The organism is Alcanivorax sp. 1008 (genome assembly GCF_020667895.1).
Lineage (GTDB): Bacteria > Pseudomonadota > Gammaproteobacteria > Pseudomonadales > Alcanivoracaceae > PGZG01.
On record NZ_JAFMPS010000009.1, the window covers coordinates 53,887 to 77,191 of the forward strand.

At 57.7% G+C, this 23,305-nt stretch carries 24 protein-coding genes and 1 other RNA gene; 19 read left to right on the forward strand and 6 right to left on the reverse strand.

The window, feature by feature from the left end; translation table 11 throughout:
- Nucleotides 1–106 precede the first annotated feature (106 nt).
- The 7 genes from J1C54_RS11275 to J1C54_RS11305 all read left to right on the forward strand — a co-directional run bounded on the left by J1C54_RS11275 (nt 107) and on the right by J1C54_RS11305 (nt 6,322).
- Nucleotides 107–1,150 carry a sensor histidine kinase gene (locus J1C54_RS11275; protein WP_229147704.1) on the forward strand — a complete coding sequence of 348 codons (1,044 nt, stop codon included), beginning with the start codon at nt 107–109 and terminating at the stop codon, nt 1,148–1,150.
- Between the two features lie 2 nt (nt 1,151–1,152).
- A complete protein-coding gene (locus J1C54_RS11280; protein ID WP_229147707.1) occupies nt 1,153–1,893 on the forward strand; it encodes a LytTR family DNA-binding domain-containing protein in 741 nt (246 codons plus the stop codon).
- A gap of 77 nt (nt 1,894–1,970) precedes the next feature.
- Complete coding sequence (locus J1C54_RS11285; RefSeq protein WP_229147709.1) at nt 1,971–2,282, forward strand: TRL-like family protein; 312 nt, start codon at nt 1,971–1,973, stop codon at nt 2,280–2,282.
- Nucleotides 2,283–2,357: 75 nt separating this feature from the next.
- Nucleotides 2,358–3,299, forward strand: coding sequence for a hydroxymethylbilane synthase (gene hemC, locus J1C54_RS11290; protein WP_229147712.1), 942 nt, complete (start codon nt 2,358–2,360; stop codon nt 3,297–3,299).
- Nucleotides 3,299–4,015: a uroporphyrinogen-III synthase gene (locus J1C54_RS11295; protein WP_229147713.1), complete on the forward strand. Its 717-nt coding sequence runs from the start codon at nt 3,299–3,301 to the stop codon at nt 4,013–4,015. The genes hemC and J1C54_RS11295 overlap by 1 nt, the downstream gene beginning before the upstream one ends.
- 19 nt (nt 4,016–4,034) lie before the next feature.
- Nucleotides 4,035–5,093 (forward strand): uroporphyrinogen-III C-methyltransferase, encoded by a 1,059-nt coding sequence (locus J1C54_RS11300; protein ID WP_229147714.1) that lies wholly within the window; start codon nt 4,035–4,037, stop codon nt 5,091–5,093.
- Entirely contained in the window at nt 5,090–6,322 is a 1,233-nt protein-coding gene (locus J1C54_RS11305; protein WP_229147715.1) for a heme biosynthesis protein HemY, read from the forward strand. The genes J1C54_RS11300 and J1C54_RS11305 overlap by 4 nt, the downstream gene beginning before the upstream one ends.
- 10 nt (nt 6,323–6,332) lie before the next feature.
- Here J1C54_RS11305 and J1C54_RS11310 read toward each other — a convergent pair whose 3' ends face one another.
- Nucleotides 6,333–7,046 carry a flavin oxidoreductase gene (locus tag J1C54_RS11310; RefSeq protein ID WP_229147716.1) on the reverse strand — a complete coding sequence of 238 codons (714 nt, stop codon included), beginning with the start codon at nt 7,044–7,046 and terminating at the stop codon, nt 6,333–6,335.
- A gap of 58 nt (nt 7,047–7,104) precedes the next feature.
- A complete protein-coding gene (gene rpiA, locus J1C54_RS11315; protein WP_229147718.1) occupies nt 7,105–7,758 on the reverse strand; it encodes a ribose-5-phosphate isomerase RpiA in 654 nt (217 codons plus the stop codon).
- Between the two features lie 98 nt (nt 7,759–7,856).
- Between rpiA and ilvA the strand changes: the two genes are divergently transcribed.
- Nucleotides 7,857–9,389 (forward strand): threonine ammonia-lyase, biosynthetic, encoded by a 1,533-nt coding sequence (ilvA, locus tag J1C54_RS11320; protein ID WP_255612624.1) that lies wholly within the window; start codon nt 7,857–7,859, stop codon nt 9,387–9,389.
- Between the two features lie 198 nt (nt 9,390–9,587).
- Nucleotides 9,588–9,734, forward strand: coding sequence for a hypothetical protein (locus J1C54_RS11325; protein WP_229147720.1), 147 nt, complete (start codon nt 9,588–9,590; stop codon nt 9,732–9,734).
- Here the strand turns inward: J1C54_RS11325 and J1C54_RS11330 are convergent.
- The 4 genes from J1C54_RS11330 to J1C54_RS11345 all read right to left on the reverse strand — a co-directional run bounded on the left by J1C54_RS11330 (nt 9,724) and on the right by J1C54_RS11345 (nt 11,104).
- Entirely contained in the window at nt 9,724–10,308 is a 585-nt protein-coding gene (locus tag J1C54_RS11330; RefSeq protein ID WP_229147723.1) for a 5-formyltetrahydrofolate cyclo-ligase, read from the reverse strand. The genes J1C54_RS11325 and J1C54_RS11330 overlap by 11 nt on opposite strands.
- 47 nt (nt 10,309–10,355) lie before the next feature.
- Nucleotides 10,356–10,538: non-coding RNA, 6S RNA (gene ssrS, locus J1C54_RS11335), on the reverse strand.
- A 57-nt stretch (nt 10,539–10,595) separates the two neighbouring features.
- Nucleotides 10,596–10,895, reverse strand: coding sequence for a cell division protein ZapA (locus J1C54_RS11340; protein WP_229147724.1), 300 nt, complete (start codon nt 10,893–10,895; stop codon nt 10,596–10,598).
- Nucleotides 10,892–11,104: a TIGR02449 family protein gene (locus tag J1C54_RS11345; protein ID WP_370635652.1), complete on the reverse strand. Its 213-nt coding sequence runs from the start codon at nt 11,102–11,104 to the stop codon at nt 10,892–10,894. The genes J1C54_RS11340 and J1C54_RS11345 overlap by 4 nt, the downstream gene beginning before the upstream one ends.
- Before the next feature lie 152 nt (nt 11,105–11,256).
- On the opposite strand from J1C54_RS11345, the gene J1C54_RS11350 reads away from it, so the two are divergent.
- The 10 genes from J1C54_RS11350 to gcvPB all read left to right on the forward strand — a co-directional run bounded on the left by J1C54_RS11350 (nt 11,257) and on the right by gcvPB (nt 23,294).
- On the forward strand, nt 11,257–11,841 hold the full coding sequence (locus J1C54_RS11350) for a UPF0149 family protein (protein ID WP_229147726.1): 585 nt from the start codon (nt 11,257–11,259) through the stop codon (nt 11,839–11,841).
- A gap of 10 nt (nt 11,842–11,851) precedes the next feature.
- Nucleotides 11,852–13,177 carry a Xaa-Pro aminopeptidase gene (gene pepP / locus J1C54_RS11355; protein WP_229147727.1) on the forward strand — a complete coding sequence of 442 codons (1,326 nt, stop codon included), beginning with the start codon at nt 11,852–11,854 and terminating at the stop codon, nt 13,175–13,177.
- On the forward strand, nt 13,167–14,378 hold the full coding sequence (locus J1C54_RS11360) for an FAD-dependent monooxygenase (protein ID WP_229147728.1): 1,212 nt from the start codon (nt 13,167–13,169) through the stop codon (nt 14,376–14,378). The genes pepP and J1C54_RS11360 overlap by 11 nt, the downstream gene beginning before the upstream one ends.
- 134 nt (nt 14,379–14,512) lie before the next feature.
- Complete coding sequence (locus J1C54_RS11365; RefSeq protein WP_229147729.1) at nt 14,513–15,949, forward strand: DUF4397 domain-containing protein; 1,437 nt, start codon at nt 14,513–14,515, stop codon at nt 15,947–15,949.
- 165 nt (nt 15,950–16,114) lie between these two features.
- Nucleotides 16,115–17,125 carry a Fe(3+) ABC transporter substrate-binding protein gene (locus J1C54_RS11370; protein WP_229147731.1) on the forward strand — a complete coding sequence of 337 codons (1,011 nt, stop codon included), beginning with the start codon at nt 16,115–16,117 and terminating at the stop codon, nt 17,123–17,125.
- A 57-nt stretch (nt 17,126–17,182) separates the two neighbouring features.
- Nucleotides 17,183–18,796: an iron ABC transporter permease gene (locus tag J1C54_RS11375; protein WP_229147734.1), complete on the forward strand. Its 1,614-nt coding sequence runs from the start codon at nt 17,183–17,185 to the stop codon at nt 18,794–18,796.
- 83 nt (nt 18,797–18,879) lie between these two features.
- Entirely contained in the window at nt 18,880–19,950 is a 1,071-nt protein-coding gene (gene gcvT, locus J1C54_RS11380; RefSeq protein ID WP_229147736.1) for a glycine cleavage system aminomethyltransferase GcvT, read from the forward strand.
- A 63-nt stretch (nt 19,951–20,013) separates the two neighbouring features.
- Nucleotides 20,014–20,406, forward strand: a complete 393-nt coding sequence (gene gcvH / locus J1C54_RS11385; protein ID WP_229147738.1) for a glycine cleavage system protein GcvH — start codon at nt 20,014–20,016, stop codon at nt 20,404–20,406.
- Nucleotides 20,407–20,472: 66 nt separating this feature from the next.
- On the forward strand, nt 20,473–21,828 hold the full coding sequence (gene gcvPA, locus J1C54_RS11390; protein ID WP_229147741.1) for an aminomethyl-transferring glycine dehydrogenase subunit GcvPA: 1,356 nt from the start codon (nt 20,473–20,475) through the stop codon (nt 21,826–21,828).
- Nucleotides 21,825–23,294 (forward strand): aminomethyl-transferring glycine dehydrogenase subunit GcvPB, encoded by a 1,470-nt coding sequence (gene gcvPB / locus J1C54_RS11395; protein WP_229147744.1) that lies wholly within the window; start codon nt 21,825–21,827, stop codon nt 23,292–23,294. The genes gcvPA and gcvPB overlap by 4 nt, the downstream gene beginning before the upstream one ends.
- The last annotated feature ends 11 nt before the right edge of the window (nt 23,295–23,305 follow it).

The window sequence follows — 23,305 nt, forward strand, 5'->3', positions numbered from 1 at the left end:
CAGCACATCGGGCGCGCAGTATATAAGGAACAGGCGCCGGATTCATGCGCCGGCTATCGTCCGCAATGCGGGTGCGGTATAACAGTTGTCGCCGATGAGGGATGCCATGGCCATAGAACAACAACAACGACAGTTCCTGCCTAACCTGTGTAGCACCCATTCAGTGCTGGTGGTTGTAGTGATCGCCCAGCTGCTGGCGCTGGTGACCACTCTGACGGCGGCGCTCTACAGCGATTTCTCCTTCGAGCGGCTGGCGGTTTCCTCCCTGTTTATTCAATGGGTCGCGCTGACCTCTGCGGCGCTGCTATGTGGCCTGCGTCCTACCATCAATAAGTTGCCGCTCGGCTGGGCCAGTCTGGTGGTGGTCATGGTGGTGGTGATTGATGCCTTCTGCTTTAGCCTGATGGCTGGTCAGGTATTGGACTGGATGGCCAGTGAAGTACTCATGGATCGCCGGGTCTGGGTGCGTGAGGCCTTAATCAGTGCCGCCATTGCCGCCATTATTGGCGGGGTGGTGATGCGCTATTTCTTTGTCCAGGAGCAGTTGCGGCAGAAGGACGAGGCTGAGCTGCAGTCGCGCATTCAGGCGCTTCAGTCGCGTATCCGCCCCCATTTCCTGTTTAACAGCATGAATATCATTGCCTCGCTAATCAGTGTCGATCCGGAGGCTGCCGAGCAGGCGGTGGAAGATCTGGCTCGCCTGTTTCGTGCCAGTCTGGGCGAAACAGGTAGCATGGTGACGCTGGAGCAGGAGCTTTCATTGGTGCATCGCTATATCCGTATTGAGCAGTTGCGCATGGGGGATCGCTTGCGAGTGGAGTGGGATATTCGCGTGGACCCTGAAAAGGTCACTATTCCCCAGCTGACCCTGCAGCCGCTTGTGGAGAATGCGCTTTACCATGGTATTCAGCCGCTGGCCGCTGGGGGGCTGTTAAAGATTGCCGTCTGGCAAGAGGATGGCAGGGTGCGTATTCTGGTAAGTAATCCCAAGCCGCCCGGAAACAGTGATCATCAGGGCAACCGGATGGCGCTGGAGAATATTCGCCTGCGTCTGGCCGCGCTGCATGGCAGCGGGGCCAGTGTGGAAGTGACGCCGGCAACAGAACACTACGATGTTCTTTTGACCTATCCGCTCAAGAAGGGAGACTGAATATGCGGGTGCTGGTATGCGACGACGAGAAGCTGGCTCGAGACCGGCTGGCGCGGCTCACCGAAGCAGTGCCGGATACCGAGGTGGTGGGCGAGGCCGCTAATGGCCGAGAGGCAGTTATTCTAGCCCAGTCCAAGCGTCCTGACGTGGTGCTATTGGATATCCGCATGCCGGATATGGATGGCATAGAGGCCGCTCGCCATTTGCTCAAGCTGGAGCACCCACCGGCGGTGATTTTTTGTACCGCCTATGATGAGCATGCCCTGCAGGCATTTAAGGTGCAGGCGGTCGATTACTTGCTTAAGCCAGTATCCAGGGAGGACCTTGCCACTGCTTTGGGGCGTGTTCATGGCATCAGCCGAAGCCGGTTGGATGCGCTGGAAGGGGAGGTCGATCCACAGGGGGCTGCCCAGCGGCGGCATATCAGCGCCCGTACCCACCGAGGTATTGAGCTCGTGCCGGTGAGTGAAATCCGCTATTTTCTTGCCGATCAGAAATACGTCACGGTCAAATACCCCGATGGCGAGGTACTGATTGATGACACCCTGAAAGAGCTGGAGGATGAGTTTGGCGAGCGTTTTGTGCGTATTCACCGTAATGCGCTGGTGGCCGTGGGGTGGCTGGAAGGTATGGAGTTGGCCACCGCGGGGCACTATCAGGTTCGTTTGAAAGGGGTGGAGGAGCGGCTGGTGGTCAGCCGCCGCCACGTGGCCGGATTACGCAAGATGATGGCGCGATTATGACGTGCTATGCTGCTCGCCGGCCTGCCCGGCGTGGTCCGAAGGTTCCAGATATCAGAACAACAACAGGGGATTGCCCGATGAAAAAAGTAATTGTACTGCTCGCCGCTACGGCTCTGCTGGGTGGCTGTGCTTATTCGGCCAGCCCGGTTTCCGGGATGATTTACAGCAATGTTAAAGCACCGTTCACTGCCACAGCTGCTCCAGAGCAACCGCAGCGTGTTGGCCGCGCCAGCGTTCGCTCGGTGCTTGGCCTGATTGCCACCGGTGACGCCAGCATCCAGACAGCGGCACGTAACGGCGGTATTCGTGAAATCCACTTCGTTGACTACGAGTCGCAGAACTTCTTTGGGGTTCTGGCCGAGTTTACCGTGGTGGTGTACGGCAACTGATGTCTCCAGGCGCCCGCCAACAAGCCAAGGCGGGCGCTTTCTGGCACACTTGCGCCTCTGTTCAGAGAGGCCAATATGACTGATTCTCCCCGCACCGACATTCTCCGTATCGCCACCCGCTCAAGCCCACTCGCCATCTGGCAGGCTGAATATGTCCAGCAGCGCCTGACAGCGTTGAATCCGTCGCTGCAGGTTGAGCTTATTCGCATCAAAACCCAGGGCGATATCATTCTGGATACTCCATTGGCGAAAATTGGAGGCAAGGGGCTGTTCGTCAAGGAGCTGGAGCAGGCCATGCTGGATGGCCGTGCTGACATCGCTGTGCATTCTATGAAAGACGTACCGATGGAGCTGCCCGAGGGGCTGACTCTGGCGGTGATCTGCGAGCGTGAAGATCCCCGCGATGCATTTGTCTGCAATACCTATGAACGTTTTGACGACCTGCCTTTTGCCGCCCACGTGGGCACCTCCAGTTTGCGGCGTAGCGCGCAGCTAAAGGCGGCCCGCCCAGACCTGCGCATTTCCAGCCTGCGCGGCAATGTGCAGACCCGGTTGGGCAAACTGGATAGTGGCGAGTTTGACGCCATTCTGCTGGCCGCCGCAGGTCTAAAGCGTCTTGAAATGGGGCACCGTATTCGTCATGAGCTTGCTCCGGAGGTTTGTTTGCCGGCGGTGGGTCAGGGTGCGGTGGGCATTGAGTGCCGCAGTGACGACGCGCGGGTACATGCGCTGCTGGCGCCGTTGAATGACCCGCTGACCTGGGATCGCGTGGTTGCCGAGCGGGCCATGAACCGGACTCTTGAAGGTGGCTGCCAGGTGCCCATTGCCGGCTATGCCGAGTTACAGGACGGCCAGCTCTGGCTGCGCGGTCTGGTGGCCAGCGAGCAGGGCGACCGGGTGCTGCGAGTCGAGGGCCGAGCACCCCGTTCAGAGGCCGCTGATCTGGGCCATGATCTGGCGCAGCAACTACTTAAGGCAGGAGCCGGAGAGATTCTTGCCGAGGTTTACGGTCGCTGATGGCTGCCGAACCGCTGCATATTCTGGTGACTCGACCAGAGGGCCAGCAGCATGGCTTGGTGGCGCTGCTGACCGAGGCCGGTTTTCGGGTTAGTCAGCAAAGTGCACTGACCATCGAATCTCTGCATCTGTCACCGCAGGCCAGACAGCGACTGGTGGATATCGATCAATACCATGCGGTTTTTTTTGTCAGTGCCAATGCCGCGCGATTGGCGCTCGAATCCCTTGATGATTTGTGGCCTCAGTGGCCAGTAGGCGTCCACTGGCTGGCAGTCGGCCCAGCTACTGCGGATATTCTTGCCAGCGCAGGGATACCGGTGGAAATGCCAGCCAGTGGATTCGATAGCGAATCCACCCTGCGCCTTGAGTGTCTGCGTGAACTACACGGCAAGCGCGTGTTGATTTGCCGCGGTAACGGTGGTCGCGAGTTGATGGCGGAAACCCTTAGGTTGCGAGGTGCTGAGGTAGATCAGCTGGTGCTTTATCAGCGCAGCTGTAATGTTGATTTTTGCTGGCCGCAGCAGTTTGTTGATGTATGCCTGGTGACCAGTTTGCAGGGCTGGCACTGTATTGCCGAACGGGTTCCGCCGCAATGCCGGGTGGTCGTGCCCGGTGAGCGTATTGCTGCTCAGGTGCGGCTTAGCCATGCCCATGTGCTGCTGGCTGATTCGGCAACTGATCAGGATATGTTGGCGGCCTGTCTGCAGTTGTCATAACACGAAGCCCGGAGGCTTCGTGTTAATACACCGGTTGCCGGTTGAGCCCCCGGCATTTATTGTCTTGCGCATGGGCAATCTGTTTTCCGAACAAGGACTGGGGAATAATTTGATGACAACTGGCCGGCGTGATGCTTTCTCCCAGCGCGGCGCGGCGCTGCCGTGGCTGTTGGTTTTGCTACTGTTGGTGGCGGCCGGTGGCGCGGGCTGGTTCGGTTGGCAGTGGCTGAATACTAGTGCTGCAGATGTGGACGAGCTGCTTGTCGAGATCGACAGGCTGACGCTGGTGCAGCAGGAGCAGCGCGAGCAGTACGACGACCAGGTGCTATTGCTGGCCGAGCGTCTTAACGGCATCGACCGCATGCTGGAAGAGCGTGACCGCCAGCTGCAGGAAATGCAGCAGGGTGGTATGCGCCAGTGGCTGGTTGGTGAGGCAGAAGCTCTGGCCAGTCTGGCTGGACAGAGGCTGTTGCTAACGGCGGATCTGGCGGCTACCCGGCGCTTGCTGGAAGGGGCAGACGCTACCTTGGCGCGCATCAGCGACCCGCAGACTCTGACAGCACGCCGCGCTCTGGCGACGGATATCGAAGCGGTTCGTGGAGCTGAGCAGGTGGATATTCCGGCGCTGGTTTTGCGTCTGGCGGCGTTACAGGAGTTGGTAGACGAGCTGGCGGTGCCTGCCTTGCCGGTTCAGCCGCAGGCGGATCAGGCTCTGCCTGATGATGCACTCTGGTGGCAGCGTCTGGTGCACAGCCTGCCGATACGTATCCAGCATGACGAGCAAGCAGCGCCCTTGCCTTTGGACGCCACTCAGGCTGCGTTACTGCGCCTGGCTCTGGACGGCTCCCTGCAGCAGGCACAGCTGGCCTTGATGCAAGCTCGACCGCAAGTTTACGACGCCGCTCTTGATCAGGCGGACAGGCTGATTCGCTCCCGTTTCGCCGGCAATGATTCGCGGGCCCGGCATCTACTCGCCTCGTTAGCGGACTTGCGTGATCAGGCAGTGCATCAGGCGCTGCCGGAAATCGGTTCCGGATTGGCGGCTATCCGCGCGCTGAAAGCGGGGCAGCCGCAATGAAGCGGACTTTCTTTGTCGTTGTGCTGTTGCTGGTGGGCGGCTTTTTCCTCGGCCGCTGGCTGCTGGCGGATCCCGGCTATGTGCTGCTGATTCGTGATGGATTGCGAGTCGAAGCCAGTCTTGGCTTTGTGCTGCTGCTATTAATTCTGGCGGCGCCGTTGTGGTCGATTATTACCCTGCTGGGGGTTTCGCTTTTCCGTCTTGCCGGGCTGGGTCGTGCCAGTCGCTGGCGTGAGCTGATTGCCAGACGGCGCCTGCGCGCGGGCTTTTTTGCGCTGGTTGATGGGGACTGGGCCCGGGCCGGGAGACTGTTTGCCGGAGCTTCTGCCAGTCAGACCTGGGCGGTGCCAGCACGTGCTGGCGAGGCATTGGCGGCAGCCGCCCAAGGGAACCATGAGCGAGTTACCGAGGTGCTCAAGCTGGCGGCTCAGCAGCAGCGAGGTCAGCCGATGGCGGATCTGCTGGCGGCGCGTTTGTTGCTCGAGGAGGGCGCCACTCGTCAGGCGCGGGTCAGACTAGAGGGACTCAGTGGGCGAGTGGAGCGTAATCCGCATCGTTTGCGTTTGTTGGCTGAGGTGCTGGAGCGAGAGCAGGATTGGCCCGCGCTGGTTGAATTATTGCCGATGCTGAAACTGTCTATTACTGATCAAAATGCCTTTGCGGTGCTTGAGCAACGGGCTTGGGCGGGATTATTGAATGCTGTGGCGCAGGCGCCAGGGGAGCCCGAAAAACGCTTGGCCGAGTTGCGTCGGACATGGAAGGAAATGCCGGCAACTTTGCATGGCAAAACGTCCATTCGTGCCCAGTACGCTGCTGCGCTGGTAGCCAATGGCGATGGCGCCGCCGCCTTTTCGCTAGTGCGTAAGGAGATCGAACAAAACTGGGACGACCGGTTGATTGCCGTATTGGAGGGCATTGCTAATGTGCCGGCGGAGAAGTTGCTGCAACAACTTGAGCAGTGGCTGGAAGTGCGCCCGGGAAGTATTGCTCTGCTTATTTGCGCTGGCCGCACGGCAATGAAAGCCAAGCTATGGGGCAAGGCGCGCAGTTTCTTTGATGGCGCAGCCAGAGCTGGCAGCGTCACCGCATTGGCTGAGCTGGCCCGTTTGCATAGCTCGCTGGGTGATACGGACAGGGCTCTGGCGGCGCTGGAGCGGCGCATGATGTTGCTTGATGAAGCCTTGCCGGTACTGCCGCTGCCGTCACCGAGACGGCGCGAAGAGTCCTGACGAATCGCGCTTAGCGCGGAGCGTAGTCGAACACGTCTGAATGAATATTAGCGGCCGGCACGCCGGCTGCTACCAGGGCATCAAATACTGCCCAGGCCATGGCTGGCGAGCCGCCGATATGAAATAGCGGCCCTGACGGGTCTTGCAGTTTTGCCAGCTCGGCCAGTGCTGCTTCGTGCACCATGCCGTGAAATTGATTCGCCGCAGGTGCGTGATTGACGGCGATGGTTTCCTGAAAGTCTTTCAGTTGTTCAAGGGTGTTGTCCGGCCATTGTGGCGGATAGATGTCGTCCACCTGCCGCCCCCCTCGGAACAGCCTCACCGGGAGGGAAAACTGTAACTCGGCCAACCTTTCAATCATGGCCCGGGCGGGGGCAAAGCCAGTGGAGCCGCAGATAAACCAAACGGGCCGATCCGGCTGCTGATCAATATAGCGCGTGCCTAGTGGCAAAGTCGCTGCCACCGTCGGCTGACTGCGCAGTTCGGCCATCAGGTCTACGGCGGACTGATTGTCCTCATCATGGCGGATATGGAGCAGCAGCTCGTTACCAGCGTCGCCAACCGCGTTGGCGATGGAAAACGCAGCGTCCTGATTCTGGCCCAATAGCAGGTATTGCCCGGCGTGCCAGTGGATGGGCTGGTCGCTGAGCAGACGCAGCCTGACAGCGCTGATGTTGCTGTTCAGCGGCAGAATTTCGGAAACTTGGCAATGCACGGTGTTCACCGGCCACTCTCCTGGAGCAATAGTTTTACTGGCACCAATCCGACAGGGGTTGCCAGCGTCAATAGCTCTCTACGCCGCGCGATGTTCCCATCAGTACGACATCTGCGGGGCGGCGGGCGAACAATCCATTGGTGACCACGCCAACGATATTGTTGAGCTGTTCCTCAAGCTTGATCGGTCTTGAGATATCCAGATTATAGACATCGAGGATGAAGTTACCGTTATCGGTGACAAAGCCCTCACGGTACTGTGGCCTGCCACCCATGGCAGCTAACTTGCGACCAACATAGCCGCGTGCCATAGGAATGACTTCCACTGGCAGGGGAAATTGGCCAAGCATTTTTACTTGTTTTGACTGGTCTACAATGCAGACAAACTTTTCTGCCACAGCGGCAACGATTTTCTCTCGGGTGAGCGCCCCTCCGCCACCTTTGATCATTTCGCGATGCAAGTTGACCTCGTCTGCGCCATCTACATAGACGGGTATCTGGTCAACTTCATTGAGACCTAATAGACGGATGCCATGGGCCTTGAGCCGCTCCGCTGAGGCCTCGCTGCTGGCTACCGCTCCGCGAATCTCGTTTTTTATGCTGGCCAGAGCATCAATAAAGTAGTTTGCGGTACTGCCGGTGCCGACGCCGACGACGGTGCCGGCCTGTACATAGCCGAGTGCTGCTTCCGCCACCGCCTTCTTGAGTGCTTCTTTGTCCATGGTCCGTTCCCCTGTCGAAGGCGGTGATTATAGGCTCATCCATAGCGTTTTGCCGCTTGCCTGCGTACCATCCTGAGATTATCTGTACCGGAACTACCATGTCTGACCGTTCGCTGCTTGACCAATATGTGCGCCGTATTCTTGAAGCCCGTGTTTATGACGTCGCCGTCGAAACACCGATTCATGCTGCTCCGCTGTTGTCCAAGCGGCTTGGTAATACGGTATGGCTCAAGCGGGAAGATCTGCAACCGGTGTATTCGTTCAAATGCCGGGGTGCCTACAACCGTATGGCCCAGCTCAGTGAAGAGCAGCTCGCCCGTGGGGTGATCTGTGCTTCCGCGGGTAACCATGCCCAAGGTATGGCGCTGGGGGCCAAGCATCTGGGTATTCGCGCGGTGATTGTCATGCCGCGCACCACGCCGGAAATCAAGGTGCGGGCGGTTCGTAATCATGGTGCCAGAGTGGTGTTGCATGGCGATGCTTTCGATGATGCCCTGCTACATGCCCGCGAGCTCGAAGAAAAAGAGGGGCTGACCTTCGTCCATCCATATGATGATCCCGACGTCATCGCCGGGCAGGGCACTGTTGGCATGGAAATCCTGCGTCAGCATGGTGGTCCGCTGGACGCTATTTTTATCCCGGTGGGTGGCGGCGGTCTGGCGGCCGGGGTGGCGGCCTGGGTCAAGTATCTGCGCCCGGATGTGCGCATTGTCGGCGTTGAGCCGGAGGATGCCGCCTGCCTTAAGGTGGCGATGGAAAAGGGTCGTCGCGAAGTGCTTAAGGAAGTTGGCCTGTTTGCCGATGGCGTTGCTGTGAAGCAGATCGGCAAGGAAAATTTTCGGGTACTGAAGCATTATTGCGATGAGGTCATCACCGCTAACACCGATGAGATCTGTGCCGCCATCAAAGATACCTTTGAAGATACTCGCGCAGTTACTGAGCCGGCTGGAGCCCTGGCGCTGGCGGGATTGAAGAACTGGGTGGCAAAGCATGGCGCTGAGGGGAAAGCCCTGATTGCTATTCAGAGCGGCGCCAATGTGAATTTTGATCGTCTGCGGCATATTTCCGAGCGCGCCGAGTTGGGTGAGCAGCGTGAAGCGATTCTGGCGGTGACCATCCCCGAGCGCCCCGGTGCTTTCCGACAGTTCTGTCAGGCGATCGGCAAACGGGCAGTGACCGAGTTCAACTACCGCTACAATGACCCGCAGCAGGCGAATATTTTTGTTGGCGTGCAGACTCGGTCCGGGGGCGCCGACTTGCTGCCCCTGCTGGAGGCGCTACGCGACAAGGGTTATCCGGTGGAGGATATGACCGGCAACGAAATGGCCAAGCTGCACATCCGCCATATGGTGGGCGGCCCTTCACCACGCAACGATCTGGCCGAGTTGCTGTTCCGGGTTGAGTTTCCGGAGCGCCCCGGCGCACTGATGGCATTTCTGCTGGCTCTTGGAGGCCGCTGGAATATCAGCCTGTTCCACTATCGTAATCATGGCGCTGCCTATGGCCGCGTGCTGGTTGGTTTCCATGTGCGCGCCGGTGAGCAGAGTGCGCTCCGCGCAGATCTGAAACAGATCCCCTATCCGATGGTGGATGAATCGGACAACCCCGCTTACCAGCGTTTCCTTGCCTGACCAGCCATTTATGCAAGGCTGTCCATTCGTACAGTTATCCACAGAAGTTAATAAATTATTCCTGATTTGAACGCTAACCTGTTGACACTTGGCATAAAACTGTTCAAATTTTGAACTGATTCTCGGTTTGTAAACAATCCACAGGCTACTGTTGCCGTCTTTGTGGATTTTTCATGTTTTCGTTTGGGGTTGCAGGTCATGAATAATAAGAAGCCGGATGCACTGCTGATTCTGGCCGTACTTTTCGCTGCTGGCGTGCTGTTTAGCGCTATTAGCCATGGCAGCGGGGAAGGAAAGGCAGACCCGCTGGCGGGTGGGCAGTTCGCACCGATTGTTAGTCGGTAATCACATCGTCCAGCGGTTGATCCCAAGGCGCTGCAGGCAGTGATTTAACTTTTTGAAAGGCATGGGCCACGCCAATCAGGTGGGGCCTTTTGGGCTGGCGAATCAAATTGGCCAAGGCCCGGTCGTAGAACCCTCCGCCCATTCCCAGCCGGTTTCCCGCCTGATCAAAAGCTACCAATGGCATCAGCAATACATCCAGACTCCATAGCGGGGCAAGGCTTTTGTGCTTCAGGGTCGGCTCCCCAATTTCATAGCGGTTGGCAACAAGCACTTCTCCCGGAGCCCAGGGAGCGAAGTGCAGGGCTGCGTCCGCATGGCGGGGCAAGATCGGCAAATACAAGGTGCGAGGCGGGTTGTCCGAGGTCAGCAATGCGGGCAGTGGATCGAGCTCACCATCAGAGGCCAGATAGACACCGACCCTGCGTGCCCGGCGAATCATTAACAGGTTGCAAAGATTGTGTGCCAGCCGATTAGAGGCGGCCCGTTGTTCTTTAGGAGAGAGGGCTTGCCGGCGACTGCGCATGTCTCGCCGCAACTGCTGACGTCGTTGCTGCTCGGCGGCGGACAGAGCCATCAGAAAACCTGCTTTCGGGCATCCGGCCCGACGCTGAAGAATTAAAGGCACCCTCCGGTAGAGCCGCTGCCGGCCTGGTCCTTGAACCCAAGGGTTCAAGGTGGAGACGGCAAGTGGAACGTCAGGCTTTCCGCCGCAGCGGACATGCACACAGTGCCACCATATTCGTCCCCGGGGGATAAAGCATCGGCTCAGGGACATAGCCTGGCTGGCGCACAAACCAGAGAACACCTGAAGTAGTATAGCGCAGTCGTTTGCAGATTGAGAGCTGTCCGGGCGGGCCGAAATCAGATATCGCGCAGCGCTGCCAGTTCTGCCTCTACACGATCGAGCAGGCGTCCGACGCGGTCGCCGCCATCCTGCTGTTGGGACAGCTCACCTTTTGCAAGCAGGAGGTCGTGGGCCAGGTTCAGGGCGGCCATCACCGCAATGCGCTCAAGTCCCAGTACATTCGAGGAGCGCACCTCACGCATTTTCTCGTCGAGGTGGCGGGCGGCGCGAATAAGGTTTTCCTTTTCCTCTGCCGGGCAGGCAACACGGAACTCCTTATCGAGCAAATGAACCAGCACTGAAGAGGGTTCGCTCATGGCTCCTGCTCCAGTGATTTGAGTCGGGAAATGATCGCTTCGACCTTGGATTTGGCCGCATCATTTTTTTTCAGAAGGTCGGCGCGCTCTTCCATCAGCTTGTGCTCACGCACCTGCATGGCCTGATTCTCACGGCGCAACCGGGCACTGATACTCACCAGTTCCTCGATGCGTTGTTCAAGTTGTTGAAGCTGCTGTTCCGTGGTCATGGCAAATGGCAAACTGTTCGCCTATGGTTATTATCCTGCGGAGAATCCCCTGACCTCAGACTATAGACACGCGTCTGCGGCCGGTCAACGCGGATTCTGCTTTGCCGCCAAACAGTTAGCGACCTTTTCAACATTTCTTATCAAGTGTGATCATGACTGATACCGATAGCGACCTGTTTCAACCACTGGCCGAGGCACTTAGCCATGCCAGTGTCCGCCATAGCCCGTCTGAGCTGCATGGCTTGATATGTGGCCTGCTCAGCACGGGCATCGAGACCGAAGCGCCGGAATTGCTCGGTGTGCTGGCTAGCCATGTGGACCTAACCGACAACTGGCCAGCACGGGCAGCTGATCTACTGGTGCAGCTGCGTGATCAGGCGGTATCCGCTTTTGACGGCGACGGGCTGGATCTGTCGCTGCTGCTGCCAGATGATGACGAGGAGCTGGCCCTGCGGGTAGCCGCCCTGGGGCAATGGTGTGAGGGGTTCCTGACGGGCTTTGGCACTGGTTCGGCCGGGGTCAAGGATGCAGAGCTGGCACCGTCCCTGCAGGAAGCGATTGCCGATCTGGCGGCGGTCAGTCAGGTGGATGTGCCGGATGGCGACGGAGAGGAAGAAGAAGCACTGCTGTCTCAAGTGACGGAGCATTGCCGCATGGCTGCGCTGATGGTGTTCACTGAATGGCAGCTTAAAGCGAGAGCTCCGGCCAAGAGCGACGCTTCTGTGACCAAGCATTGAGGTAAAAACAATGATTTCCCGCCAGGAATTCGCCCGCCGTCGGCGTGAGCTGATGGATAACATGGAAGAAAACAGTATCGTGATTTTGCCGGCTGCCCCGGAGCGGCGCCGCAATCGCGATATCGACCATGCTTACCGTCAGGACAGTGACTTCTGGTACCTGTCCGGTTTTCCTGAGCCTGAAGCTGTGATGGCGCTGATTCCAGGCCGTGAACATGGCGAGTTTGTTATGTTCTGCCGCGAGCGTGACCGGGAAATGGAAACCTGGCATGGCTATCGCAGAGGGCCGGAGGGTGCGGTAAAGGACTTTGGCGCTGATGATGCTTTTCCAATCTCTGATATTGATGAAATTTTGCCTGGCCTTATTGAGGGCCGTGACCGTGTCTACTACGACATGGGGCGAGATCCGGAATTTGATCGGCAGGTAATGAGCTGGGTGAATAGCATCCGGGCCAAAGTGCGCAGTGGCGCCCATCCGCCGGGTGAGTTTCTTGCCCTGAACCACTTTCTGCACGACCAGCGTCTGTTTAAGAGTTCACTTGAAATTAAAGTCATGCGTCGTGCGGGGGAAATTGCCGCGGCGGCCCATGTTCGTGCTATGCAGGTGGTTGAGCCGGGCATGTACGAATATCAGCTTGAGGCGGAGTATCTGCACGAGTTTATGCGCCACGGAGCGCGCGCGCCGGCCTATCCGACCATTGTCGGTGGCGGGCGTAATGGCTGCATTCTTCATTACGTGGATAACAACCAGAAGCTCAAAGACGGCGATCTAGTGCTGGTTGATGCTGGCGCTGAGTTTCATTGCTACGCCTCGGATATCACCCGTACTTTCCCGGTGAATGGAAAATTTTCAGCTGAGCAACAGGCCGTCTATGAGGTGGTGCTTGCCTCGCAGTTGGCGGCTATTGAGCAGGTGAAGCCGGGAAAACATTGGAATAGCCCCCATGAGGCTGCTGTGCAGGTGCTGACCCAGGGAATGAAAGACCTGGGCTTGCTCAAGGGGGAGGTAAGCGAGCTGATTGAAACAGAGGCCTATCGTCGCTTTTACATGCACCGCACTGGGCACTGGCTTGGTCTTGATGTGCATGATGTTGGTGATTACAAGGTGCACGATGAGTGGCGGGTTCTGGAGCCCGGCATGGTGATGACGGTGGAGCCGGGGATATATATCGCACCTGATGATAGCAGTGTTGCCAGCAAATGGCGTGGCATCGGTGTTCGTATCGAGGATGATGTGGCGGTGACGCGCAAGGGGTGTGAAGTGTTCACCGATGGCGTGCCCAAGTCTGTGGCGGAAATTGAAAAGTTGATGAAGAAAAAACGCCGTGCCGCATAGTGTTGATATTGTCATTGTAGGTGGTGGCATGGCAGGTGGGATGCTGGCCGCCGCGCTTGCAGAGCAATCATTGGATATCGTTCTTCTTGACGGCGCGCCCGAACCACAAATGCCAACGGGCGCGCCTGCTGCGCGGGTTTCAGCGCTGACAGAAACCAGTGAGCGTTTGCTCCGCTCAGTGGGTGTTTGGAAGAACATGCCAGCCCATCGTCTGCAGCCCTATGACAAGATGGAGGTGCGTGATGGCGATGGCACTGGTGAGGTGCATTTTAGTGCTGCCGACGCTGCTGCCAGTCACCTCGGTACGCTGGTAGAAAATGATAGCGTGGTTGCGGCAATTTTCGATTTCTGTCGCGCAGCTTGTCGAATTGACTGGCGCAGTGATTGCCGGGTTGCCAGTGTCGGCCGGCGTGAGCAGGGGTGGCGGGTTGAGTTGGCAGACGGGCAGGTCATTGATTGTCGTTTGCTAGTTGGTGCTGATGGCGCGCGCTCAATGGTGCGCAGTGCCGCTGGCCTTTCTGCGCCTTCTCGGGATACCGGTCATGTTGCCGTTGTCGCCACTTTGCACAGTGCTGTGCCCCATGATAGCTGTGCCCGACAGGCGTTCCTCGACAGTGGCCCGCTTGCGTTGTTGCCGCTATATGGAGACGGCCATCAGTGCTCGCTGGTTTGGTCCCTATGGCCGGATCGTGCCGCGCAGTTGATGGAGCAGTCCCCGGGGAGTTTTTCCCATGCTGTGACACAGGCAAGCCAAGCCTGGCTGGGTGATCTTCAGTTGGTTAGCGAGCCACTGGCGTTTCCGATTCATGACCTTCATGCCGGCGACTACGTTTGCCCGGAGCTTGCGTTGATTGGAGATGCCGCTCACGTAGTCCATCCATTGGCCGGCCAGGGAATTAATCTGGGCTTGCTTGATGCAGCTGTTCTTGCAGAAGAAATTGGCCGCGCCATAGAGTCCGGGCGCGACTGGTCTTCGCTGGCTTTGCTGCAACGCTATCAACGGCGACGTCGCGGTCATAATGCGTCGGTGGTTGCGGCCATGCGCGGTTTCAAAGTTCTGTTTGAACAGCGCTCGCCAGCATTCCGATTTTTCCGTAACACTGGCATGTCGCTGGTGAATCGTCACTCGATGCTGAAGGGCCTGCTTGCAGCTCAGGCGCTGGGCCGCTTTGATGATGCTCCCCAATCTGCTCGCAGTTGAATTTCTCACGCGATAATCACGGGTTTGTCGCAGTTTTGTATTTTATTTATTTCGGATCGTGCAATTGACTTTCGCTTGACGCGGCGAAGTAGAAATTGCGCCATCCAATCAGCAAATCAGAAAGGAGAACGGCAATGAAGGTATGGAAAAGATGGACCTCCGCCGGCGTCATGCTAAGTGCCGCATTGGTGGCAGGTTGTGGTGGCGATAGTTCGTTTTCAAGTGCAGATTTACGGGTCGTTCACGCCTCAGGCAATGCGCCAGCTGTGAATATTAATGTTAATGGAGGGCCGTTGGCTGCTGCGCAGCAGTTGAATTACTCCGAAGCGTCGTCAATTGTGCGGGTTCGTGACGCCACCTATTCGGTTTCGGTGGATGGCATATTGGCGGACGGTTCCGTTAGCGAAGTGCTTGCGCCCACCAATATTCTTCTGAACAAAGATCAAATTACCACTGTGGTTGCCATGGGTAATGTGGGTGGCGCCGGCGATCAGGAGTTTGCCCCGTTGCTGGTAGAGACCATGCGTGAAAAGGTCGCTTCGGACAGCACTCGCGTGCAGGTGGTCCATGCCTCCGTGAAGGCTGACGATGCGGCGCCTGCGGGGGTCAGTGTTTATGTCACCGCTCCAGAAGCTGATCTGCTTGGTGCGACGCCTTTGACCACGTTTAATTTGCGTGAGTTCACGGATCCGCAGACAGTATTCGCCGGGGATTATCGGATCCGCATTACACCAGCCGATAGTGATGCGGTGGTTTTTGATTCCGGGACTATCACGCTTCCGGGCGGTGCTGATTTGCTGATTGTTGCTGTCGATAGTTTTAGTCCTGGCTCGCCGGTAAAGTTATTGGTATCCACGGGTGACGCGGATACAGATTTTGTTATCGCTGATGAGAATATGCCGGCGGAAGTTAGGGTGGTTCATGCTGCTTCCGGTGTTGGTCCGGCGGAGGTATTTGCTTCATCGGTGGAGCTGGCTTTGGACAATGCGGAAATCGTTGGCAGCATCGGCTTTCGTAGCGAAACCAGCGTGCCGGATCTGGATCCTGCAACTGATTATGTCGTTCGGGTAAATGCTGATGGCGCCGGTGCTGTGGGCGCGCCGATTGAAGTCAGCGACATTGAATTAAAGTCCGGCAGCTACTACACCGCAATTGCGGCCGGGGACCTGCCAGGGGTCGGCGACCCGGACCTGGCCTTGCTGCTCGGTGAGGACGATCGTCGTCCTGTGGCCACGGAGGTGCGCCTGCGGGCTATCCATGCCGCCTCACTGGCCGGCACCGTCGCTGTGTTTGTTACGCCTACGGCTGATGCAGTAACCGTCGAGAGCATTGAAGTAGGCGATAGGGACCCAACTCTGCCTGCATTTGAATATCAGGAAATCACCTCGTACTTGCGCCTCGCGCCGGCCAACTATGATGTCCGCGTAGCGGTGCCGCAGCCGGGCGACAATTACTCGGTGGCCATAGATCTGGCAAATGTGGCGCTGGCCGGGGGGGATGTGGTGACACTGGTGGCATCCAATCCGGGTGGAGGGGATCCGGACTTTGACTTTGTCATCGTCAACGACTGAACCACGTTCAGGATCAAGAAAGGGCGGCCACCAGGCCGCCCTTTTTGTTGATACGGGTCAGCGTCGGTGTGTCAGTGAAGGGTGACAATGCGAGTGCTTGAAATCCATCTGCAGATATAGATAATGAGAACCATTATTATTACTGTTGTCATCCGGAGTACTGCAATGCGCATCGTCATCCGATCTCTCGCTGTTTCTCTACTGGCTGGTTGGCTGGTGGCCTGTTCGGAGCCTCCGAAGGAGCCGGAGGTGGTGGTGTATACCTCCCGCAAGGATCATCTGATACGCCCGGTATTCGACCTGTACACCAAGGAAACCGGGGTCAAGGTGCGCTATACCACGGATGATGACGGCGCCCTGATTACCCGTCTTGCTGCGGAAGGCAGCAATAGCCCGGCGGACCTGCTGATTACTGTAGATGCTGGCAACCTTTGGCAAGCTGCCGAGCAGGGTCTGTTCCAGCCGGTATCATCAGAGGTGCTGAGTGCCAATGTTCCTGCCAACCTGCGCGATAGTGAGAATCGCTGGTTTGGCCAGACCGTGCGTGCGCGCACTCTGGTTTACAACACCCAGCGGGTGGCGCCGGAAGAGTTGAGCACTTACGAGGCGTTGGCAGAGCCACAGTGGAAGGGCCGCCTGTGCCTGCGCACTTCCAAGAAGGTGTATAACCAGTCTCTGGTCGCCACTCTGATCGAGCGCCATGGTGAAGAGCAGGCAGAACAGATCGTTCGTGGCTGGGTTGAGAATCTGGCCACCGATGTATTCTCCAACGATACCGCATTGATGGAAGCTATTGCCGCGGGGCAGTGTGATGTGGGTATCGTCAATACCTACTACCTGGGCCGATTGATCACCGATAAACCCGACCTGCCATTGGCACTGTTCTGGGCCAATCAGGGTACCAGCGGTGTGCATATCAATATTTCCGGTATTGGTCTGACCAGACATGCACCGCACTCGGAAGAGGCCATCCGGTTGATGGAGTGGATGTCCACGGAGTTGCCCCAGCGTGTGCTGGCGGAGCAGAATCTGGAATACCCGGTAAACCCTGCAGTATCGCCCACCGGTTTGGTAACCGGCTGGGGGGAGTTCCAAGGTGATGACCTGAATGTATCAGTCGCTGGCAGTCGCCAGGTGCAGGCGGTCAAACTGATGGATCGTGCCGGCTATCGTTAATCAACACAGTTCACTGCGCACCCGCCTCGGCGGGTGTTGCCGTTTGTGGGGTAAGGGTTGTCTGCTTTAACGTTATCGTTGCCGCGCCGGGTCATGCCCCGGCTTGACCCGCTGACCTTGGTAGCGCTGTTGCTTGCCTTGGCAGTGCTGTTCCCGGTTGCTGTGCTTGGTTTGTCCTGGTTGGGGGACGAATCCGAAGTATGGCGTCATCTCGCTGACACGGTGTTGATCAGTCTGCTTGGCAATACTCTTCTGCTTGTGCTTGGTGTCGGCGCCGGGGTGTTGGTGCTTGGCGTCAGCCTGGCGTGGATTACTGCAACTCTGGAGTTCCCCGGGCGCCGGTTTTTCGATTGGGCGCTGCTGCTACCGCTGGCCGTGCCGGCCTATGTGCTCGCTTTTGTTGCCCTTGATTTACTCGATTATGCCGGGCCGGTGCAGTCCGCACTGCGTGGCTGGCTGCCATTTTTTGACGGCGTCAGTGCGCGTCAGCCGGTCATGGTTATCCTGACCTTGTCGCTGGTGTTCTATCCCTACGTCTATATGCTGGCGCGGGTTGCGTTCCTTGCTCAGGGGCGGACCCTGATGGAGCAGGCGCGGATTCTTGGCCTGTCGCCACTGGCGGCATTCTGGCGCGTGGCGCTGCCCATGGCGCGCCCCGCCATTGCTGCCGGACTGGCGCTGGCGTTGATGGAGACCCTGGCTGATTTCGGTGCGGTATCGGTGTTCAATTTCGATACCTTTACCACTGCCATTTATAAAAGCTGGTACGGCTTTTATAACCTGAATGCAGCGGCCCAGTTGGCATCACTGCTTCTGCTCTTTGTTCTGGTGAGTTTGCTAGTGGAGCGCGCTGGCCGCGGTCGTGCGCGCTATGAGCAGCAAGCTGCCAGACGCCTGAAACGAGCTCGCCCCAGACGATCAAAGCAGTGGCTGCTGTTTCTCTATGCAGCTGCCGTGTTTTTGCTGGCCTTTGCCATTCCGGTGTCGCGCTTGCTCTATTGGGTGATTAATACCGGGGCCAGAGATTTTGATTCCCGCTATTGGGGACTGGTCGGGCATACGCTTACGTTGGGCGCCGGCGCGGCGCTAGTAACCGTATTGGTTGCGGTGTTCCTTGGTTACGTCAAACGCACCCGCAATCACTGGCTTACCAGCGCCTCGGTTCGTGGTGCGACGGTGGGCTACGCCATGCCGGGCTCGGTGCTGGCAGTTGGCATCATGCTTAGTTTTGCGGCAATCGATCGTTGGCTTGATACCAGATTCGATAGTGGGGCGGTGTTGATCGGCGGCCTGTTTGCCCTGGTGCTGGCCTATGCGGTGCGCTTTCTCGCCGTAGCCTATGGCCCCATTGAGGCGGCCTTTGAACGTATTCGCCCGCGACTGCTCGAGGCGGCCCGAACGCTGGGGGCAACGCCGGCAGAAACGGTGCGCCGAGTTTGGCTGCCACTGCTCACTCCAGGGGTGTTGTCGGCGCTATTGTTAGTGCTAATCGATGTAATGAAGGAAATGCCGGCAACCTTACTGCTCAGGCCGTTTGGCTGGGATACTCTGGCGGTGAGGGTTTTTGAGATGACCTCAGAGGGCGAGTGGTCCCGGGCAGCATTGCCTGCGCTGACCCTGGTTATCGTAGGCCTGCTCCCGGTATATCTTTTAATGAAGCGGACTCGCTGACCCAGCGGTCATGGCTGCCATGACCGGGGCCGGCATTCGTTGTAGAATGCCTGCCTCATCAAGCTACCGGTATGCAGGCTTCCATGGGTCACCGCACTCCCCTTTATGACGCTCACTTGGCCGCAGGCGGCAAGATGGTCGATTTCGGCGGCTGGGACATGCCGATCAATTATGGTTCGCAGATTGAGGAGCACCATCAGGTACGTCGTTGTGCAGGCATGTTTGATGTATCGCACATGACCGTAGTGGATGTGGCTGGCGCCGGTGCGCGTGAGTATCTGCGCCATCTGCTGGCTAATGATGTGGATCGAATCGAGCAGGGACGGGCGCTGTACTCCGGCATGCTCAACCCGCATGGCGGCGTTGTCGATGATCTGATTGTTTACCGTCGAGACAACGATTATCGCCTGGTGGTGAACTGCGGCACTCGTGAAAAGGATCTGGCCTGGATGGAAAAGCAGGCTGCGGGTTTTGATGTGGCTATTAGCGAGCAGCCGGCCTTGGCGATGATTGCTATTCAGGGGCCGAAAGCGCTGCAGCTTGCCAAGCCACTACTGCCGGCCGCGGATACTCTGTTGGCCCTGAAACCTTTTCACTTTGTTGAAAGCGGCGACTGGTTATTAGCGCGTACCGGCTATACCGGTGAAGATGGTGCTGAAATTATTCTGCCTGGCGATCAAGCCGTCGCGCTGTGGGAAAAATTGCGCGCTGCCGGCATTGCGGTATGTGGGCTTGGCGCGCGCGATACCCTGCGGCTTGAAGCTGGCATGAACCTGTACGGCAATGACATGGATGAGTCTGTTACTCCGTTGGAGGCCGGTATGGGCTGGACACTGGTGTTTAACGATCGGGATTTCATTGGTCGCGCCGCGTTAGAGGCCCAGCAAATCAAAGGTCATCAGGTTCTGGTTGGCCTGGTGATGGAAGAAAAAGGCGTCCTGCGCGCCCACCAAAAAGTTTTTACAGCCAATGGCGAAGGCGAAATCACCAGCGGTACTTTTTCGCCGACTCTGGGTCTTTCCGTTGCTTTGGCTCGACTGCCAGCGGGTAGCCGAGGCGATGCTGAAGTTGAAATTCGCAACAAGCGGTTACCGGTAAAGATTGTTCGGCCACCATTTGTCAGAAACGGAAAGCAGGTTTTCAAGATTCTGTAATTGCGGCACTGGCCGCACAAAAATCCAAAGAACGCACCAAAACCGCCACTAAAGGACAGAACAATGAGCAACATCCCCGCCGAGCTGCGTTACGCCAAAAGCCACGAATGGATTCGTCTGGAAGATGACGGCACCGCCTACGTCGGTATCAGCGAGCATGCCCAGGAAGCCATGGGCGATCTGGTTTATGTTGAGCTGCCCGATGTTGGGGCGGTTGTTGCATCCAGCGATGAAACCGGCGTGGTGGAATCTGTAAAAGCTGCATCCGATATTTATGCGCCGGTATCAGGTGAGATCATTGCCGTTAACGAAGCCCTGAGTGATAGCCCTGAGCTGGTCAACCAGGACTGCTACGGCGACGGCTGGTTATACCAGATCAAACTGAGTGACAAGGCTGAACTGGAAGACTTGCTTGGCGCAGAAGACTACGCCGCGCAGCTCGAAGAAGACGCCTGATTCGACAGGTTTTCCTCCCCGCTTTCGCGGGGAGGCTTTCATCATGTTATCCAACACGGATTACCCATGCCTTATATCCCCCACACCCCGGATGATGTGCAGGTCATGCTCGACGCCATTGGCGTTGCGCGTATTGAAGATCTGTTCGACGAAATTCCCGCCCATCTGAAAGCTGGAGCGCTGGAGAAGCTTCCGGATGGCCTGACGGAAATGGAAGTGACCGCATTGATGTCTGCACGAGCCAGACAGGATGAAGGCGCGGTCTGTTTTATCGGTGCTGGTGCTTACGAGCATCATATTCCTGCGGCGGTCTGGGAAGTTGCCACGCGCGGTGAGTACTACACTGCCTATACCCCGTATCAGGCTGAAGCGAGTCAAGGGACGCTGCAGACCATTTACGAATACCAGTCGATGATTGCGCATCTGACCGGCATGGATGTGAGCAATGCCTCCGTTTATGACGGCGCCTCTGGTCTGGCGGAAGCGGTGCTTATGGCATTGCGCGCCAACCGTAAGTCCAAGACGAGTCGGGTGCTAATGCCCACTGCTGTGCATCCGCTATACCGTCGAGCCACTCGCGATATTGTCACCAATCAGGGTGTGACCATCGAGGAGGTGCCGTTCTGCAACGAGCGTGGCGTCACTTCGGTGGATGCGTTGGCGCAGTACGCTGGTGAAGATTATGCGGCGCTGGTTATCGCTCAGCCTAACTTCTTTGGCTGCCTGGAAGATGTTGATGCACTAACTGACTGGGCCCATGCCAACAATATGTTGGTGATTGCTGTAGTTAATCCAACCTCGCTGGCGTTGCTCAAGCCGCCGGGCGAGTGGGGCGAAGATGGCGTTGATATTGTTGTTGGTGAAGGACAGCCGCTCGGTGTGCCGCTTTCTTCCGGTGGCCCGTACTTTGGCTTTATGTGTTGTAAGCAGCAGCACGTCCGGCAGATGCCGGGCCGAATCATTGGTCGTACCGTGGACATGGACGGCAAGCCGGGCTTTGCTCTGACCTTACAGGCCCGTGAGCAGCATATTCGCCGCTCCAAGGCGACCTCGAACATCTGCACTAATCAGGGCCTGGCGATGACGGCGGCGACGATCTATATGTCGTTGCTCGGTGCTGATGGCCTGGCTAGCGTTGCCGGCCATTGCCATGCCAATACTAATTTTCTGGCCGAAAAGCTTTGCGCAATCAAGGGCGTGACGCGTCGTTTTTCTAGCGCGACTTTTCATGAGGTAGTGATTGAACTGCCCCAGTCCGCCAACCTGACCCTGAAAGCGCTGGCGGCAAAAAACATTCTTGGCGGTTATTCGCTGGCGCCGGCCTATGGCTTTGATAATGCGGTGCTGATCTGCGCTACCGATGTGCGTACGCAGGATGAAATCGAACAGTATGCAGCCGCGCTGGCGGAGGTGTTGGCATGAACCGTGACGCCCAATTGATTTTTGATGTGTCGAAGGCCGGTCGTCGTGCTTTCTCTCAGGCACCGAAGCCTGTGGCCGATGACAAACTGAGTGATCTGCCGGCAGGTCTGCGCCGGCACAGCAAGCCGATGCTGCCGGAGGTGTCCGAGCTGCAGGTGGTGCGTCATTACACCAATCTGTCGAGCAAGAACTTTGCTATTGACAAGCAGTTCTATCCGCTCGGTTCCTGCACCATGAAATATAACCCTCGCGGTGCCAACCGTGCTGCCATGCTGCCGGGCTTCCTCAAGCGCCACCCGTTGGCCCCGGAAAGTCACAGCCAGGGCTATCTTGCCTGCCTGTTCGAGCTGCAGGAGTTTCTCAAAGAAGTAACTGGCATGAAGGGGGTGTCTTTGACGCCGATGGCGGGGGCTCAGGGGGAATTCGCCGGTGTCGCCATGATTCGTGCCTATCACGAAGCTCGTAAAGATCACGCGCGTACAGAAATCCTCGTGCCAGAGGCAGCCCACGGTACCAACCCCGCCACCGCCGTGATGTGTGGTTACAAGGTCCGTGAGGTGCCAGTAAACGACAGCGGCGACGTTGACCTTGAAGCTCTAAAAGCTGCCTGTGGTCCGCAGACCGCCGGCTTGATGATGACCAACCCTTCAACCTGTGGTGTGTTCGAGCGGCAGATTGAAGCAATTGCCAAAGCGGTACACGAGGCTGGTGGCCTGCTGTATTACGACGGTGCCAACCTTAACGCTATTCTTGGCAAGGTGCGCCCAGGCGACATGGGCTTTGATGTGATTCACATGAATCTGCACAAGACCTTTGCTACTCCGCACGGAGGCGGTGGTCCTGGCGCCGGTCCGGTGGGAGTGTCAGAGCGTTTGAAGCCGTTCCTGCCGACGCCAATTGTTGGTCAGGATGGTGACAGCTATCGCTGGCTCAGCGACGCTGACTTGCCACAAACCATCGGACACCTTTCCGCATTTATGGGTAACGCCGGTGTATTGCTGCGAGCCTACTACTATGCCCGTGCGCTCGGTCGTGAGGGGATGTTGCGGGTTGGCGAGTATTCGTCGCTGGCAGCCAACTATATGCTCAAGCGTTTGCAGCAGGTGGGCTATACCGCCGCTTACCCAGAGCGTCGCGCCAGCCATGAATTCATCATCACTCTGGCGAAGGAGTCCAAGGCATTTGATGTATCGGCGATGGATGTGGCCAAGCGATTGCTGGACTATAACCAGCATGCACCGACCACCTACTTCCCGCTGCTGGTGCCAGAGTGTCTGCTGATTGAGCCCACGGAGACAGAAACCAAGGAAGCTCTCGACGAGTTTATCGACGCCATGGCGAAGATCCTCGAAGAGGCTCGGGAGAGTCCGGAGCTGGTAAAAGGTGCCCCCTACAGTCAGCCGGTGCGCCGCCTTGATGACGTGCGTGCAGCTCGTGAGCTGAATCTGGTCTGGAAGCCGGCGTAATTACATAAGCG